This is a genomic window from Pontitalea aquivivens (assembly GCF_046507575.1).
GTDB lineage: Bacteria > Pseudomonadota > Alphaproteobacteria > Rhodobacterales > Rhodobacteraceae > Pontitalea > Pontitalea aquivivens.
Map to the genome: position 1 here is coordinate 196,001 of NZ_JBKFEY010000003.1, position 14,911 is coordinate 210,911.

The window sequence follows — 14,911 nt, forward strand, 5'->3', positions numbered from 1 at the left end:
CGTTTCGAGAACACAGGGAGGCCAGAATGGTTTCACAAAGTCTGGAACTGCTGCGTGCCGAAATCGCGGACATGGGCAGGCTGCGCACCATCGGGCGGGTCATGTCGGTAGGCGCGGGCACGGTCGAGGTGGCCGGTCTGTCGTCCCGCGCCGCACTGGGCGACCGGACCATGATCCGGTGCCAGAACGGGCGCGACATCGGGGCCGAAGTGTTGGCGCTGCGCCCCGACAGGGTGACGCTTTTGCCCGACGGGGCGGCCGATGGCATCGCCATCAACGACGCTGTCGATCTGCTGGGCCAGGCCGGAATCGCCCCCGACGACAGCTGGGTCGGCCGCATCGTCGATCCGTTCGGCGCACCGCTGGATGGGCGGGCGCTGATGCGCGGCAAGGTGGAACGCCCGTTGCGCGCACCGCCCCCCCCCGCCGCGCAACGCCGCCGGTTGGGCCAGCGGCTGGAAACCGGGGTCGCGGTGTTCAACACCCTGCTGCCGATTGTCCGCGGCCAGCGGATCGGCCTGTTCGCAGGCTCGGGCGTGGGCAAATCGACCCTGCTGGCCCAGCTTGCCAAGGGTATCGCCGCAGATGTCGTCGTTATCGCCCTGATCGGCGAACGGGGCCGCGAACTGCGTGAATTCGTCGAAAACACACTGGGCCCCGAGGGCATGCAACGTGCTGTCATCATCGCGGCCACATCCGACCAATCGCCCCTGATCCGGCGTCGCTGCGCCTGGGCGGCGATGGCCGTGGCCGAACATTTCCGCGACCGGGGCGATCATGTGCTGTTTCTGGCCGACAGCGTGACGCGCTTTGCCGAGGCCCACCGTGAGGTGGCCCTTGCGGGCGGCGAGGCGCCTAGTCTGCGGGGATTTCCGCCCTCAACGTCGCACATGATCATGGCGCTGGCCGAACGCAGCGGACCAGGGCATCAGGGCAGCGGCGACATCACGGCGGTCTTTTCGGTTCTGGTGGCCGGATCGGACATGGAAGAGCCGGTCGCCGATATCCTGCGCGGCGTGCTGGACGGGCATGTGGTGCTTGACCGCGCCATCGCCGAGCGCGGTCGCTATCCTGCGATCGATCTGCTGCGCTCGGTTTCCCGATCGCTGCCCGATGCGGCGACCGGGGCCGAAAACAACCTGATCGCGCAGGCCCGCAGGCTTCTGGGAAGCTATGACCGGGCAGAGTTGATGATTCAGGCGGGGCTTTATGCCGCCGGATCTGACCCGATGATCGACGCCGCCATCCGGGTCTGGCCCGCGCTTGATTCGTTTTTGTCCGATCCCGAACCCGCCGGTATCGCAAACAGCTTCAAGCGGCTTGAAAATGTGCTTTCCCGCGCAAAGCCGCCAACATGATGCCGCCCGCGCGCCGGGCTTGCCGCATGCAAGGGCGCGGGGCAGTGTCGCGCGATCCCGGGCTGCACCGGCAAAGCCCCGCGGCACGGCCAGCCTGTATCTGCCGGGCTTTCCGGGCCGGATACGGGCGGGATTTGCACGGCAGTTCCGATGATGGCATCCGGCGCCTTCCGGTAAGGCGGATTGCAGGTTAGAACGGCCAGGGACCGAGCAGGATTTGAACGATGTCATTGCTGGATGTGCAGGAAACCACCCTACCGGGCGTCTATATGTTGACACCGCGCCGGTTTGGCGACCATCGCGGGTTCTTCAGCGAAAGCTGGAACCGGGCGCGCATGGCCGAACACGGGATCGATCTTGATTTCGTGCAGGACAATCATTCGCTCAGCCGCGAGGTGGGAACGGTGCGGGGGCTGCATTTTCAATCCCCGCCCCATGCGCAGGCAAAGCTGGTGCGCTGCGGACGCGGGTGCCTGTTCGATGTCGCCGTCGATGTCCGCAAGGGCAGCCCGACCTTTGGCCAGTGGGTGGGGGCTGAGCTGAGCTTTGACAACGGCCGCCAGCTGCTGATCCCGGCGGGCTTTCTGCACGGCTTTGTCACCCGCGCGCCGGATACGGAAATCATCTACAAATGTTCCGATTATTACGCGCCCGAATGCGATGGCGCGGTGCGCTTCGACGACCCGGACATCGGCATCGACTGGGGCCTGGGCGGACAGACGCCGGTCCTGTCGGACAAGGATGCCGCCGCGCCCCTGCTGCGCGATTTCGACAGCCCCTTTGCTTACAAGGACTGAACGGATGAAAATTCTTGTGACGGGCGGCGCGGGGTTCATCGGGTCGGCCGTGGTGCGGCTGGCGGTGGCGCGGGGCCATGCGGTGGTCAACCTTGATGCGCTGACCTATGCGGCCTGCCTGGACAATGTGGCGGGCGTCGCCGACAGCCCGCTTTATGCCTTTGAACGGGCCGATATCCGTGACCGCGCGGCGCTGGACCGCATCCTGGCCACCCATCGCCCCGATGCGATCATGCATCTGGCGGCGGAATCCCATGTCGACCGGTCGATTGACGGGCCGGGCGACTTCATCCAGACCAATGTGGTGGGCACCTACAACCTGCTGGAGGCCGCGCGCGCCTATTGGGTCGCGCAGGGCCGGCCCGAGGCGTTCCGCTTTCATCACATTTCCACCGATGAGGTTTTTGGCTCGCTGCCCGATGATCCGGCGGTGAAATTCACCGAAGACACGCCCTATGACCCGCGCAGCCCCTATTCGGCCTCAAAGGCCAGTTCCGACCATCTGGTCCGCGCCTGGCATGAAACCTATGGCCTGCCGGTGGTTCTGACGAATTGTTCGAACAATTACGGGCCCTGTCACTTTCCCGAAAAGCTGATCCCGGTGGTGATCCTGAACGCGCTGGCGGGCAAGCCGCTGCCGATCTATGGCACCGGCGCCAATATCCGCGACTGGCTGTATGTCGAGGATCACGCCGATGCGCTGCTGCTGGTGCTGGAACAGGGACGGATCGGGCGGTCCTACAACATCGGCGGCGAGAATGAGCGCAGCAACCTGGATCTTGTGCGCAGCCTGTGCGCCATTCTGGATGATCTGCGCCCCAGGGCCAGCGGCAGCCATGCCGATCAGATCACCTTCGTCGCCGACCGCCCCGGCCATGATGCGCGCTATGCGATCGATCCCACGCGCATCCGCACCGAACTGGGCTGGCGGCCCAGCGTCACGGTGGAACAGGGCCTGCGCCGCACCGTGCAATGGTATCTGGACAATGAATCCTGGTGGCGCCCGCTGCTGGCCCGCAAGGGGGTGGGCGAACGGCTGGGGGTGACGGCATGACCATCCTTGTCTTTGGCAAGACCGGGCAGGTCGCGACGGAGCTGCAGGCACAGGCCGAGGTGCTGGCGCTGGGGCGCGATCGGGCGGATCTGGCCGATCCCGACGCCTGCGCCCATGCGATCCGCGAAACCGCGCCCCGCGCGGTGATCAATGCCGCCGCCTATACCGCCGTCGACCGCGCCGAGGATGAAGAGCCGCTGGCCACCACCATCAACGCCGCCGCCCCCCGCGCCATAGCCGCCGCCTGCGCCGATCTGGGGATCCCGCTGGTCCATATCTCGACCGACTATGTCTTTTCCGGCACAGGCTCGGCGCCCTTCGCGCCCGATCACGCCCGGGGCCCCCTGGGCGCCTATGGCCGCAGCAAGCTGGCCGGCGAAGAGGCCGTGCGCGCCAGCGGCGCGGTGCATGCGATCCTGCGCACCTCCTGGGTGTTTTCGGCGCATGGGCAGAATTTTCTCAAGACGATGCTGCGCCTGTCCGAAACCCGCGACAGCCTGCGCGTCGTGGACGACCAGATCGGCGGCCCGACCCCGGCCTTTGCGATTGCCGAGGCCTGCCTGGAAATTGCCGATGCGCTGATCGCCGATCCGTCGAAATCGGGCATCTACCATTTCTCGGGCGCCCCGGATGTCAGCTGGTACGGTTTCGCCGCCGAGATTTTCCGCCAGGCCAACCGTCCGGTTACGCTGACCGGCATTCCCAGCGCCGAATACCCCCTGCCCGCGGCCCGCCCGCAAAATTCCCGCCTGGATTGCAGCGCCACGACGGCGGCCTTTGGCATCCCGCGGCCCGATTGGCGTGACCATGTGGGGCAGATCCTGACCCAGATGGCGGCAGGGGGCGAAGGCAGATGATTACCAGAAAGAGAGTTTTTAAATGACCAATCGCAAAGGGATCATCCTGGCCGGCGGCTCTGGCACCCGGCTTTACCCGATCACGCTGGGCGTCTCGAAACAGCTGCTGCCGGTCTATGACAAGCCGATGATCTATTACCCGCTCAGCGTGCTGATGCTGGCGGGCATCCGTGAAATCGCGATCATCACCACCCCGCAGGACCAGGACCAGTTCCGCCGCACGCTGGGCGACGGCAGCCAGTGGGGCCTGACCTTCACCTTCATCGCGCAGCCCTCGCCCGACGGTCTGGCCCAGGCCTATCTGCTGGCCGCGGACTTTCTGGCCGGCGCCCCCAGCGCCATGGTGCTGGGCGACAATCTGTTCTTCGGCCATGATCTGCAACGCCTGCTGCGCGAGGCGGACCAGAATGGCGCGGGGGGAACGGTCTTTGGCTATCGCGTCGCCGATCCCGAACGCTATGGCGTGGTCGCCTTTGACGATGCGGGCCAGGTAACACGGATCATCGAAAAGCCGACCGTTCCGCCGTCGAACTATGCGGTGACCGGGCTGTATTTCCTGGACGGCACCGCGCCCGCCCGCGCGCGCGATGTACAACCCTCGGCACGCGGCGAGCTTGAGATCACATCGCTTCTGGAAAGCTACCTGACCGAAGGCCAGCTGCGCGTGAACCGCATGGGCCGGGGCTATGCCTGGCTTGATACCGGCACGCACAGCTCGCTGCTGGATGCCAGCAATTTCGTCAGGACGCTGGAAAAGCGCCAGGGCCTGCAGACCGGCAGCCCCGACGAGGTCGCCTTCGGCAATGGCTGGATCGATGCCGATGCCCTGATGAAACGCGCCGAGAAATTCGGGAAAAGCGACTACGGCAAGTATCTTGAACAGCTGATCCATACCCCGCAGGACAGACCCGGCTTCGCCCCCTGATGACAGGCGCGCGCCAGGCGCGTGACCCGCATCTCCAACGGCAAAGGCCGGCGCGACGTTCCCCATGCCAGACCCGCACCGCTGCGGGCAGCGGGTATGATGGCGAAGGGCATGGGCACGGCGCCGGACCTTCTCTGAGCCCAACACGATCAGCATCTACGACCTGTGCTTCGTGGCACGGTCACATCCGCCATCAGCGTCTCGGCCACGATCCACCCCTTCGCTTCATCCGAACAGCGTCGCTTGGGCCCCGGAGCCGCCAGAAGTTCGACGAACCCAACGGCCTCCATATCGCGATCCCGATGAACTCCCACTGACATCTCCCGTGCAAATCTTCACACAAGGGCGCATCGCAGCTTACGGATTCAGCAGAAAGGTGGGGCCAGAACAGCGATTACAAAGCCCCCGCTCTCGCACCAATTTTACGGGCAAGACAGAATGTTTCCATAAAAAATTCTGTCAAATTCACTTATGGTGGAATATTTTATATTGAAATCGCGTAAATATAGGTTATTTTTCAGACATGGATGACATTGACCTTAAAATCATCGGCCTTCTGGCCCTGGATGCGAAAAGATCGCTGGCTGATATCGGCGGCAGTGTCGGGCTGGCCCCGTCCAGCGTGAACGAGCGCATCCGGCGGCTGACTGCCTCGGGCGCCATTCGCCGGTTCACCCTCGATCTTGATCCGGCAGCGATGGGGATGCAGACGCTGGTGTTCGTCTGGATAGCATTGCGCGAAGACGCGGATGAGACGGCTTTTCGCGATTATGCGGAAAACCACCCGCTGATCCTGGAATGCCACCATGTCACCGGGGCATGGGCCTACCTGATCAAGCTCCGCGTCAACGCCCCGCCCGAGATCGAGGGGTTTCTGGCCGGCCTGAAGGAGCATCGTTTCCTCGGGCGCAGCGAAACCGTGATCGCCCTGTCCTCGCCCGTGCCCGGCTTGTTCACGCCAAAGGAAGTGTAGTCATGGACCCTACCCTGTTCCTGAAGTCCGTTCTACTCGGGCTGGCCATCGCCGCGCCGCTCGGCCCGATCGGGGCGCTTTGCATCAACCGCACGCTGGAGCGCGGTTTCGTTGCCGGGGCGGCAGGCGGTCTGGGCACGGCGCTGGCCGATGGTGTCTACGCGACGCTCGCGGCCATGGGGTTTGCCGCGTTCTCAGGCGTGCTGGCGCAGATCGACACGCCGCTGCGGCTGATCGGCGGGGCGTTCATGCTGTGGCTGGGCTGGAAAAGCCTGACACCGAAACCGCCCCGCGCGACAGCGAAGATATCGGCGCACGACCTGCTGGGCACGACTGCGGCAACCTTCCTGCTGACGATCACCAACCCGATGACAATCCTGTCCTTCGCGGCGCTGTTTGCTGGTCTGGGGCTTGCCTCGGTCTCGGGGTTTGCGGGCGCATGGCCGGTGGTGGTCGGCGTTTTCGCCGGGTCGATGCTGTGGTGGGGCCTGCTGAGCGGCGGTGTCGCGCTGGCACATCACCGCCTGCCCGAAGGTTTCACGATCCGGGTTTCGCGCCTGTCCGGCGCGGTGCTGATCGGCTTTGGCGTCTGGGCGGTGGCATCGGCCTTGGTCTGAACCAACCAGTAGGAAGGTACAGGAAATGTATTCGGTGCTGCTATGGATGTTAACGGTCTTTTGTCGGATCGGCGGCGTAGACAGTGACGCAATTGAAAAGGCGCGCGCAAAACGCAACGCAACTGATCCAGATCGCTTTGGCCAAGGACAAAGTGGGCATGGGGCCGTCGAAGACTGTCGGCAGGTGTGGGCAGTTCGACCGACAACGCCGATGTTCATGAAAAGAGCAGCGGCGGACCGCTGAACCCCAAAACAACGAACGCGGCACAGCCGATGATTGTCGGCTTTTTTCAAGACATATAATGTCAATGGGGTGTAGTGCCAACTTGCACCAACCCAGTCTGAGGACCTTCAAATGATCTTTCGCTATACAATTTTGTATGTGGATGACGTCCCGTCGTCCGTGGATTTCTTCGAAAAGGCATTCGGTTTTGAACGCGCTTTCCTTCACGAAAGCGGCGATTACGGTGAACTGGTGACCGGGGCCACCAAACTGGCCTTTTCCTCAAAAACGCTGATGCGCCAGCTGGAAAAGAACCCTGCTTCACCCAGACCGGACGCCCCGACATTCGAGATCGCCTTCGAGACGGATGACGTCAAGGGCGCTTTGAAAAGGGCCATCGATGCTGGCGCTACGCTCATTCAGGATGCGCGGGATGAGCCATGGGGGCAGACGACCTCATATGTTGCCGATCCGAATGGCTACCTGATCGAGATTTGCTCTGCGGTGCAACTGCCAGAGTGACGCCATGATGAACGAGATGATCGAGCGGGTGAAAGCCCTGATCCTGGCGGTTGAGCCAAACGCGGCATTCGTTGAAAAATATGGCGGCCTCATTGTCGAAAACGATCCCGGGCATGCCAAATCGCAGTTCTGCGGTGTCTTCGCCTACACAGGCCACATGTCCCTGGAGTTTACCCATGGCGCGCAGCTGGACGATCCCGATGGAATTCTGGAAGGCCGTGGCAAACATCGCCGTCACATCAAAGTCGCCCGCCTGTCTGACATCACCCAAAAGCGATGCGAAGATTTTCTACGCCAAGCCCGCAGGCTTCAGGGTGATTTCCTCTGACCAGTTACCCAGACCAGGTTGCGCCAGATCGTCCATGACGCTTGAGTTTCGGCGCAGTTGTTCGGGCGTCCGTCCAAACCACCGCACGAACTCTCTCGTCATATGGGCCTGATCGCTGTAGCCATATTCCAACGCGATCTCTGAGAGAGGAACGCGGTATGGCAATGCCTGAACAGCCCGTCTGGCCCGTCCCAGCTGACGCCAGAAGACCGGGGTGGGAAGGGACAGTTTCTTGAAGTGACGTTGCAGGGTCCGCTCGGATACGCCCTGTTGCCTGGCCAGCCGCTCCACGCTGCTGCCTGGAAGGCCGAGGACATCAATGATCTCGGTAATTTCCTGATCATGCCTTATCCTATCCCCGATCTCTGCATCCAGATTTGAAAGGTCGTAGTTTTCGATCTGGAGGTCGGCCAGCGATACGATAACCCCAGGCCGCAAGCGATAGCCAATCAAGGACATTCCCGCCGCGATCCTCACCTGTCTTGGCGAAAAATCCCAATCGGTAACGCGAACCAGATCACGTCCGGTCTTGCCACAGGAAGAGACAAGGATATCGACACATCCATCGGGCAATACGACCGATACCTCATCCGCCGCAGAGGTGTAGGTCCAGCGATGAACGCGCGGATTGTTATCATTGGCAGGGCAACGCATAGGCCCAACATGAACCAAAGGCGGTCCTTGATCCAGTGGGCAGGAACACCAGCTTTGTCCCGCACTGCCGACCGCGAGAGCCCGCGCCGATGCTCGGCCTTGTTGTAGGGACGACCAGAGACGTCGTTGGCCAACATCGCGAAGTAATCCGCGACGATCAGGTCGTTTTCTTGATCTGTCCAGGCCCCGTTTGACATCGCACCAGGCCAGGGGCGGAAACTGCGTTTGTCATCAGAGACTTCGCGCAAGACTCCCAAGACATACCAACCACCACGCCGCCCGTGTCGCGTCTACGTCTGCTTTGAGACAAGCCGGAACCAGTGAAACAGGGGCGCAGCGCGACCCCGTCAGTTCACTGAAATATACGGGGGTTTTGAACCCGTCTCGCCGAGAGCGAGGGGCGGGTGGAAAGAGACGGTGGGCGTTCAGAGACTGATCTCGCGCGGGTGGGCCGTCTCGAAGGGCGGATGGTCCCTGCAACCCCTTTGGCACATAAAGAAAAAGGCCCCGCGAGGGACCTGTTTTCGGGTTCGCACTGTGCGAGTGGCGGAGTGGAAGTCCGCGTCTCTGGCGTCCAAGGAAGTCCAAAGGCGTCCAAATTATCCCTTGAAACACAACGGCTTGCCGGGATTGCTCGTCTAATTAGACCTTGTTGGATTCCACACTTTCCAGCATCCTAACATGCAAAGGAACATGCATTTGGATGATGGGTCATGGCTGGAAAGAAGCTGACCGCAAAGGCGGTCGAAGGGAACTTGAAACCGGGATACCACAGCGACGGCACCGTGCCGGGGCTTTACCTCGCTGTGGGCGCGTCTGGAAGCCGGTCTTGGGTGCTGCGCTATGTGCCCCCGGCGCTGGCCGGAACGATCACCACGCGCGCCGCAGGGGCCACGGCGGGGCGCAACAAGCCCCGCGCGATGGGACTTGGCCCGTTCCCCGCGATCAGCCTAGCCGTAGCCCGTGAACGGGCAAGGGCAGAGCGAACGAAGATCGCCGAAGGTATCGACCCGCTGGAAGAACGGAAGCGCGAAAAATCCGCAGTCAGGATCATGACATTCGCCGAAGCGGCATCGGCTTTCATCGCCGCGAAGGTTGACGTGAAAGAAGGCGGGTTCAAGAACGCGAAGCACCGGCAACAATGGCGTAACACGCTCGAAACCTACGCGAACCCGATCATCGGCAAGTTCAACGTTGCCCACATTGATACCGACCTTGTTTTGAAGGTGCTGCAACAGGACGTTCAAGACAAGTCGGGCGAAGTCGTCGGCAACCTGTGGAACAAGAAAAATGAAACCGCGATGCGCCTTCGTGGTCGTATGGAAAACATCCTTGATTGGGCGACATTCCGGGGTCTTAGGCCGAAAGGTGAAAATCCCGCCCGCTGGAAAGGGCATCTGGACGTTGAACTGACCCCGCCGAAAGACCTGCAAGTTACCAAGCATCACGCCGCGTTGCCGTATCCCGAAATTGGCGCATTCATGGCCGAACTTCGGGGCCGCGATGCACCCGCAGCCCGCGCCCTTGAATTTTCCATACTCACGGCGACCCGTTCTTCCGAGACGCGCCTTGCCGTGTGGGCAGAGTTCGACTTGAAAAATCGCCTTTGGGCCATTCCTGCCGAAAGGATGAAGAAGGGAAAAGAACACGAAATCCCGCTTACCGATGAAATGATTGCCCTTCTGGAAGGCTTGCCGCGCGAAGAAGACAATCCGTTTGTTTTCGTCGGCACGTCGCGGAACGGAGGAATGTCAGAAAATGCACTGAACAACGTCTTGAATCGCATGGGTCGTGCTGATCTGACGCAACACGGCTTCCGTAGCACCTTCCGCGAATGGGCCGGTGAAATGACCGCGTATCCCCGAGAAGTCATTGAACACGCGCTTGCCCATAGCTTGAAGGACAAGGCCGAAGCCGCCTATCAGCGGGGAACGCTGTTGCCCAAACGCCGGAAATTAATGGCTGACTGGTCGAAATATTGCAGCGTCGTGCAGCCGAAGGACGGCGAAAACGTTGTGCCGATGCGGGGGGCGGTCTAATGGCAGAACTTCCCTTCGGCGGGTTCAACGGTCACTTGCCACATGTCGGCGAAGAAGCCGGCGACCGGCTTGTGAAGATCGCGAACGCAATGGCATGTGGGCAACCCGTGTCGCCCGAATTGGCGCTTTGGTTTTTTCAGGCGGTGAAGGCCGGTCTTGTGCCCCAAGCTGACCCCGATGCGCCCGCCGCGATCAACCCCGACCGTTTCATGCGGGCATTGGGTTTGGCAAACGCAGTTGGTGATGACGGCAGGTATTCGGCAATTTTCAAGGCGCATTGGGTTGCCCGATACGTCGAACTACGGGGGTATCAGCCGCGCAATGCGTTCAAAGTATTATCGCGGGAAATGGCGGCGGCGGGCGTAGACCAAATCCCAAGCCGAAGCACGGTCAACGACTGGCTTGACCGTTCGCCATGTTCGAAGTCAATGTAGATGTGACGTTTCCGTTTCTTTGATTTCATTGACTAATTTTGTCCATTCTTGATGTGTCCGGCAAATCCTGACCCTGCCGGACAGCGCCTCGCTTCCAGTCACCACAGCTTTGCGCATTATGGTTCCAAGTCCAGTTAGACACAAAGGAACCTGCCATGCAGATCAAGCGCCAGCAACGGATTGATACCGAATATGGCATTCCGAAATCTACGCAATACTATTGGGAAAAGCACGGGCTTTGGCCGAAAAGGGTCAAGATCGGTGCCCGCGCCGTTGGCTGGATCGGCGAAGAAATCGACGCCGTTATGCAAGCCCGCGCGGTTGGCGCAGATGACGAAACGATCAAGGCATTGGTCATCGAACTGGCTTCCGCACGTCACGCGCGGGGATGATCCATGCTTATTCTTGTGAAAAGTGCCGTCGATGGCGAACACTTCATCCTGAATACCGCGTTCATCCGCAGCTTTCACCCTGCGCGCAATCCGCAGTTCCCGACTGCAATGACGGTCGCGATTTGCCATGACGAAGCCGAAGGGCCGTTTTGGTTGACCGAAAGCGTTGTCGCGATTGACTGCCTGTCGCGCGGCGAACACTACGTCGAAGTCGATATTGACGACATGCGCAACCAGATCAATGCCGCTATCGCAGCGCGGAACAACGGTTCGACGGAGTAAACGTCCGCGATCAGCGGCGTAAGATGAAACGAAATCAAAGACATAATGCCAACCGAAGATTTCTCTGCATGTTTGTTTGCATGGCTACGCTTCGGAAGCATAAGGAACGACGAAATGATGAAGATTTCAAAGAACAAGCCGTTAAGGCCAGAGTTCGACAACCGCGCACATGAGGCGCTAAGAAAGCGTTTCGACATGGCCGAAGACAGAATAATTCATCGCGGCATCTGTCCGCCTCATGATGTTGAGGAATATCTTTGCCGCGAATACATCGAACAGTTGTCCGTGACGACGTTCGGGATTTGCAGCTTTGTTCGGACCGAAGCCGAGAACGGGGCAAAGATTTTCCTTTGGGGTCTGTGCAATACCTACGGTTTGCCGAAGTTGTCCAATCAACGGGAACGTGAGTGCGCGAGACAGCTTATCTATCATGCGACCTACTATTTTCGCGACTACTACGCGATCTTGACCAAGATTTTCATCGAACACTTGCAAGATGCCAGCGACGAAGACCTGACCGGGTATCGGTATAAGGCATTCTTCCAAATCGCCGCCGCGACCATACCGAACGCCCGCGAACAGATCAGGCGCGAATACCGGCGCAGGGGTTTGCGTGAGCCGGTGCTTGTAGGGGACAGCACCCTTGAACATCACATGAGCGCAAGCCGCCGCCCCCTTCTGGGCAGGCCGCACTAGCTGCGCCAGCGGGCCGCAGGCAGGGCGTGGCAGGGCTTGGGGTTGGTCCAGGGTGCCGGAACCGAGAAGGCCCTTCCTGCGCCTTCTGCGGGGCGATGCGGCGATGCGGGGATGGGGGCCAGATTGGACGGATAATGTGGGTATGAACGAAATGAATGCCGAAGAACGACTTCGAAACGCCTTTCGCGGTGCGCCGCTCACGAGCGAAGACGTTGCCGAAATGCAGCGTCGCGTTTTGGTCGAAAGCAAGAAATGGAAAAATAGAAAGAATAAAATCGAAAACGCCGGCGAGTTATTGGATGAAGTGCAAATCGAAAGAGGCAGGAAGTCAGCCGAAAGGCACCGCCGCAAATTAAAATGGATGAAGCGCGAATTGAGCGAAGCGGACAAGCTGCGACTGCAATCGGCTTGGGGCAATTAGTGGCAGATAGCTGCATTCCCGCGGCCCAATAGCGGGTCGCGCTTGGATGGGGTGTTGTTTGTCGCGTTATTCGATCAGAGGCGTATTGACAAAACGGAATGCATTCCCCTTATGCTGGATTAAGCGGCCCAATCGTGCTGCCAAAATGCATTTTTAGGACAATCAACGATGAACGCCCCGCCTCCCTCTGCATGGCCTGCACCCGTGCAATCCGTATCTGCCCCCGTTGGTGACAAGCCGGAAGGGGCGAAACGGGTTCGCGTGAAGCTGGATACCATCGAAGATATTCGCAAAGAGGCGGCGACACTTTATCGCAAATGTCGGTCGAATGAGATTTCGCCTGATCTGGCCGGGAAGCTTGCCTTCTTGCTTCAAACGGTTGCCCGCTTGACCGACCAAGCTGAAACCGAGCGGAAGCTTGAAGAACTGGAAAACAGGATCGGTTGAAATGTCGATCAAGGCGAGGCTAAAGCGGTTAGAAAAAAAGGTCGCCGCAACCGAAGCGCCGCCGCGTTTGATCGGCTATTCTCTGGACGGAACGCCCATGTGGAACGTCGAAGAAGGTGCCGACGGGATTTTGCGCTTTGTGCCGCGCTACACGAACCAAGAGTTCGGCGAAAGGTGCCGCAATCAGCAAGCTGACCTAATGAAGCGTCTTGCGGCTTATGAAGCTGAACTAACCGAAAGCGAAGAAGGAACGGTTGAACATGGCAAGGACACGTCGCCCGCAAGTGTGGGCTTCAACGATCAACTTGCGCCCGGCGCAAAGCCCCTGAAATTCCGGTATGAAACCGACGCCAGCGGAACCGAATGGCAGATCGAAGTTTCTACCGGGCAGAAATGGAAAGTCTGAACCATGCCCAAATATCTAAACCCTGCCTATGCCGAGTTTCTAGACATGATGTTGACCCCGACCGTCGGGTTCAAGGTTCACTTCTGGAAATACGGCCCAAACGAAGTCGAAGGGTCTATCGCGGCGGCGGCGAACCGCATCAACTTCGCCGTGAAAGACTGCATTGGTCGGATTTCGAAGCTGGCCGGTGACGCGACCAAGACGGAACCCCACAAGCACGAAATTTCGCGCCAGCTTTATGACCGGCTGGCCGCGCATGTCGCCAAGGACATTGCGTATATCCGCGACAAGGCAGACAAGGACGCAGAAGCCGCGAAGCAACGCGCTTTCTCGCCCATTGCAGCCGACCCCGACAAGGCCGCGCTATACGCTGAAACCCGTGCCATCTTTCGCGAAATGGCTGCGAAGGGCGATCCGGCTTGGCCCGCCGAAGCAACGCGCCTTGTGAAGTCGTCAAGCGACATTGCCGCCGCCCTTAACGCGGCCCCGGCCTTTAACTCGGACATGAGCGAAACCCGCCGCATGGACCTTGTGATGACCGCTGTAACGCACTTCTCGCCCGAAGATGCCGAAGCGATGGTTCATGCGATCAATGTGGGCAATGAAGCCGACAAGATCGAACAAGGCATGTCGAAGCTGCGGCAAGCCGCCTATGACACGGCGCAGTCGAACAAGGCGCGGGAAACCTTCGTTGACGCCGAAGCGCCCTTCGCCGAACCGCCCGCCGAAGAATGACCCCATTGCGGCCCGTCCAGCCGGTGCCGCTCACAAGCTTCCGTCGCGGGCCTGTGGCGGAAGATCAGCAAGGCCAAACTGCCCCGGCTTCGGTCGGGGCTTTTTCGTTGCTTCGTGACAGTCTTCGGCGCATCGTTCAGTATGAACTTAGCAGAGGGTTGAAAATGAGCGGCACAGGCCAGAATACACAAGTTCTTTCAGGCTGCGAAGATTATTTCCTCAATGTTCTTAGCCCAAACAAAAAATCGTTCTTTGGGTCATCCAGCGAATTTGCTACGGCGATTAACTTTGCCACATCCTTGTTTCATTTTCACGAATGGCTGTTCGATGAATTCAAGTCTCAATTGGAAACGGAATTTGGAAAGTCCTTCGCGAAGAAGGGCGATTTTTGGGGAGCGGTTCAGGCTACAAACCTTAACTTTGGCTACATTCGCGATGTGACCAATGCTTCAAAACATGTGAGGATTTCTGGGGCGGGCAATATGAAGCCTTCTACCGGCATGTCCCACATCGCCAACACCCACATCGTCGCGATTGGCTACGGCCAAAGCTACGGTCAAGCCTATGGCGGGGGCACCAAGGTTGTCTTCGATGACGGCGGAAACCAGATCAGCTTCGACACATGTGCGGAAGAGTTGTTCGACTACTGGCAACAGCTACTGCAAAAGCTTACAGGCAAGCTGTATCTCTCGGTCGGCAATTAGCGCGGTCTCGCGCACGGAATCTTCACGTTCGCGTGATCGCCCGCGCC

General features: G+C 60.0%; 21 protein-coding genes and 1 pseudogene. 19 read left to right on the plus strand and 3 right to left on the minus strand.

The window, feature by feature from the left end; genetic code table 11:
* Positions 1-26: 26 nt before the first annotated feature.
* The 5 genes from ACK8OU_RS07050 (at position 27) to rfbA (ending at position 4,991) form a co-directional block, all read left to right on the plus strand.
* A complete protein-coding gene (locus ACK8OU_RS07050; RefSeq protein ID WP_410302666.1) occupies positions 27-1,358 on the plus strand; it encodes a FliI/YscN family ATPase in 1,332 nt (443 codons plus the stop codon).
* Positions 1,359-1,582: 224 nt separating this feature from the next.
* Positions 1,583-2,155, plus strand: coding sequence for a dTDP-4-dehydrorhamnose 3,5-epimerase (rfbC, locus tag ACK8OU_RS07055; protein ID WP_410302667.1), 573 nt, complete (start codon positions 1,583-1,585; stop codon positions 2,153-2,155).
* Between the two features lie 4 nt (positions 2,156-2,159).
* Positions 2,160-3,209 (plus strand): dTDP-glucose 4,6-dehydratase, encoded by a 1,050-nt coding sequence (gene rfbB, locus ACK8OU_RS07060; RefSeq protein ID WP_410302668.1) that lies wholly within the window; start codon positions 2,160-2,162, stop codon positions 3,207-3,209.
* Positions 3,206-4,066: a dTDP-4-dehydrorhamnose reductase gene (gene rfbD, locus ACK8OU_RS07065; protein ID WP_410302669.1), complete on the plus strand. Its 861-nt coding sequence runs from the start codon at positions 3,206-3,208 to the stop codon at positions 4,064-4,066. Before rfbB ends, rfbD begins: the two co-directional genes overlap by 4 nt.
* A gap of 22 nt (positions 4,067-4,088) precedes the next feature.
* The gene (gene rfbA / locus ACK8OU_RS07070; protein ID WP_410302670.1) at positions 4,089-4,991 is read left to right on the plus strand and encodes a glucose-1-phosphate thymidylyltransferase RfbA; all 903 of its coding nucleotides are present in this window, start codon (positions 4,089-4,091) and stop codon (positions 4,989-4,991) included.
* Positions 4,992-5,140: 149 nt separating this feature from the next.
* Here the strand turns inward: rfbA and ACK8OU_RS07075 are convergent, their stop codons facing one another.
* A complete protein-coding gene (locus ACK8OU_RS07075) occupies positions 5,141-5,311 on the minus strand; it encodes a hypothetical protein (protein ID WP_410302671.1) in 171 nt (56 codons plus the stop codon).
* A 203-nt stretch (positions 5,312-5,514) separates the two neighbouring features.
* Here ACK8OU_RS07075 and ACK8OU_RS07080 point away from each other — a divergent pair, with 203 nt between their 5' ends.
* From ACK8OU_RS07080 to ACK8OU_RS07095, 4 genes are all read left to right on the plus strand, one after another.
* A complete protein-coding gene (locus ACK8OU_RS07080; RefSeq protein ID WP_410302672.1) occupies positions 5,515-5,964 on the plus strand; it encodes an Lrp/AsnC family transcriptional regulator in 450 nt (149 codons plus the stop codon).
* 2 nt (positions 5,965-5,966) lie between these two features.
* Complete coding sequence (locus tag ACK8OU_RS07085) at positions 5,967-6,581, plus strand: LysE family translocator (RefSeq protein WP_410302673.1); 615 nt, start codon at positions 5,967-5,969, stop codon at positions 6,579-6,581.
* A gap of 355 nt (positions 6,582-6,936) precedes the next feature.
* On the plus strand, positions 6,937-7,326 hold the full coding sequence (locus tag ACK8OU_RS07090; protein ID WP_410302674.1) for a VOC family protein: 390 nt from the start codon (positions 6,937-6,939) through the stop codon (positions 7,324-7,326).
* Positions 7,327-7,333: 7 nt separating this feature from the next.
* Positions 7,334-7,654 carry a DUF1801 domain-containing protein gene (locus ACK8OU_RS07095; protein WP_410302675.1) on the plus strand — a complete coding sequence of 107 codons (321 nt, stop codon included), beginning with the start codon at positions 7,334-7,336 and terminating at the stop codon, positions 7,652-7,654.
* On the opposite strand, the gene ACK8OU_RS07100 is transcribed toward ACK8OU_RS07095, so the two are convergent.
* Both ACK8OU_RS07100 and ACK8OU_RS20625 read right to left on the minus strand, forming a co-directional pair.
* Positions 7,616-8,308, minus strand: coding sequence for an AraC family transcriptional regulator (locus ACK8OU_RS07100; RefSeq protein ID WP_410302676.1), 693 nt, complete (start codon positions 8,306-8,308; stop codon positions 7,616-7,618). The two genes, ACK8OU_RS07095 and ACK8OU_RS07100, sit on opposite strands and share 39 nt — an antisense overlap.
* Before the next feature lie 77 nt (positions 8,309-8,385).
* Positions 8,386-8,505: pseudogene (locus ACK8OU_RS20625) on the minus strand (DUF3883 domain-containing protein); the annotation flags it as partial.
* A gap of 516 nt (positions 8,506-9,021) precedes the next feature.
* On the opposite strand from ACK8OU_RS20625, the gene ACK8OU_RS07105 reads away from it, so the two are divergent.
* From ACK8OU_RS07105 to ACK8OU_RS07150, 10 genes are all read left to right on the plus strand, one after another.
* Positions 9,022-10,347, plus strand: a complete 1,326-nt coding sequence (locus ACK8OU_RS07105; protein WP_410302677.1) for a tyrosine-type recombinase/integrase — start codon at positions 9,022-9,024, stop codon at positions 10,345-10,347.
* Positions 10,347-10,781 (plus strand): hypothetical protein, encoded by a 435-nt coding sequence (locus ACK8OU_RS07110; protein ID WP_410302678.1) that lies wholly within the window; start codon positions 10,347-10,349, stop codon positions 10,779-10,781. The genes ACK8OU_RS07105 and ACK8OU_RS07110 overlap by 1 nt, the downstream gene beginning before the upstream one ends.
* A gap of 155 nt (positions 10,782-10,936) precedes the next feature.
* Positions 10,937-11,173 carry a helix-turn-helix transcriptional regulator gene (locus ACK8OU_RS07115; RefSeq protein ID WP_410302679.1) on the plus strand — a complete coding sequence of 79 codons (237 nt, stop codon included), beginning with the start codon at positions 10,937-10,939 and terminating at the stop codon, positions 11,171-11,173.
* Positions 11,174-11,176: 3 nt separating this feature from the next.
* On the plus strand, positions 11,177-11,455 hold the full coding sequence (locus tag ACK8OU_RS07120) for a hypothetical protein (protein ID WP_410302680.1): 279 nt from the start codon (positions 11,177-11,179) through the stop codon (positions 11,453-11,455).
* A 114-nt stretch (positions 11,456-11,569) separates the two neighbouring features.
* Positions 11,570-12,151, plus strand: a complete 582-nt coding sequence (locus ACK8OU_RS07125) for a hypothetical protein (RefSeq protein ID WP_410302681.1) — start codon at positions 11,570-11,572, stop codon at positions 12,149-12,151.
* Between the two features lie 142 nt (positions 12,152-12,293).
* Complete coding sequence (locus tag ACK8OU_RS07130; RefSeq protein WP_410302682.1) at positions 12,294-12,572, plus strand: hypothetical protein; 279 nt, start codon at positions 12,294-12,296, stop codon at positions 12,570-12,572.
* A gap of 261 nt (positions 12,573-12,833) precedes the next feature.
* On the plus strand, positions 12,834-13,019 hold the full coding sequence (locus ACK8OU_RS07135) for a hypothetical protein (RefSeq protein ID WP_410302683.1): 186 nt from the start codon (positions 12,834-12,836) through the stop codon (positions 13,017-13,019).
* A gap of 1 nt (position 13,020) precedes the next feature.
* Positions 13,021-13,425 carry a hypothetical protein gene (locus ACK8OU_RS07140; RefSeq protein WP_410302684.1) on the plus strand — a complete coding sequence of 135 codons (405 nt, stop codon included), beginning with the start codon at positions 13,021-13,023 and terminating at the stop codon, positions 13,423-13,425.
* A gap of 3 nt (positions 13,426-13,428) precedes the next feature.
* Entirely contained in the window at positions 13,429-14,160 is a 732-nt protein-coding gene (locus ACK8OU_RS07145) for a hypothetical protein (RefSeq protein ID WP_410302685.1), read from the plus strand.
* The gene (locus ACK8OU_RS07150) at positions 14,157-14,864 is read left to right on the plus strand and encodes a hypothetical protein (RefSeq protein ID WP_410302686.1); all 708 of its coding nucleotides are present in this window, start codon (positions 14,157-14,159) and stop codon (positions 14,862-14,864) included. The genes ACK8OU_RS07145 and ACK8OU_RS07150 overlap by 4 nt, the downstream gene beginning before the upstream one ends.
* Positions 14,865-14,911 lie beyond the last annotated feature (47 nt).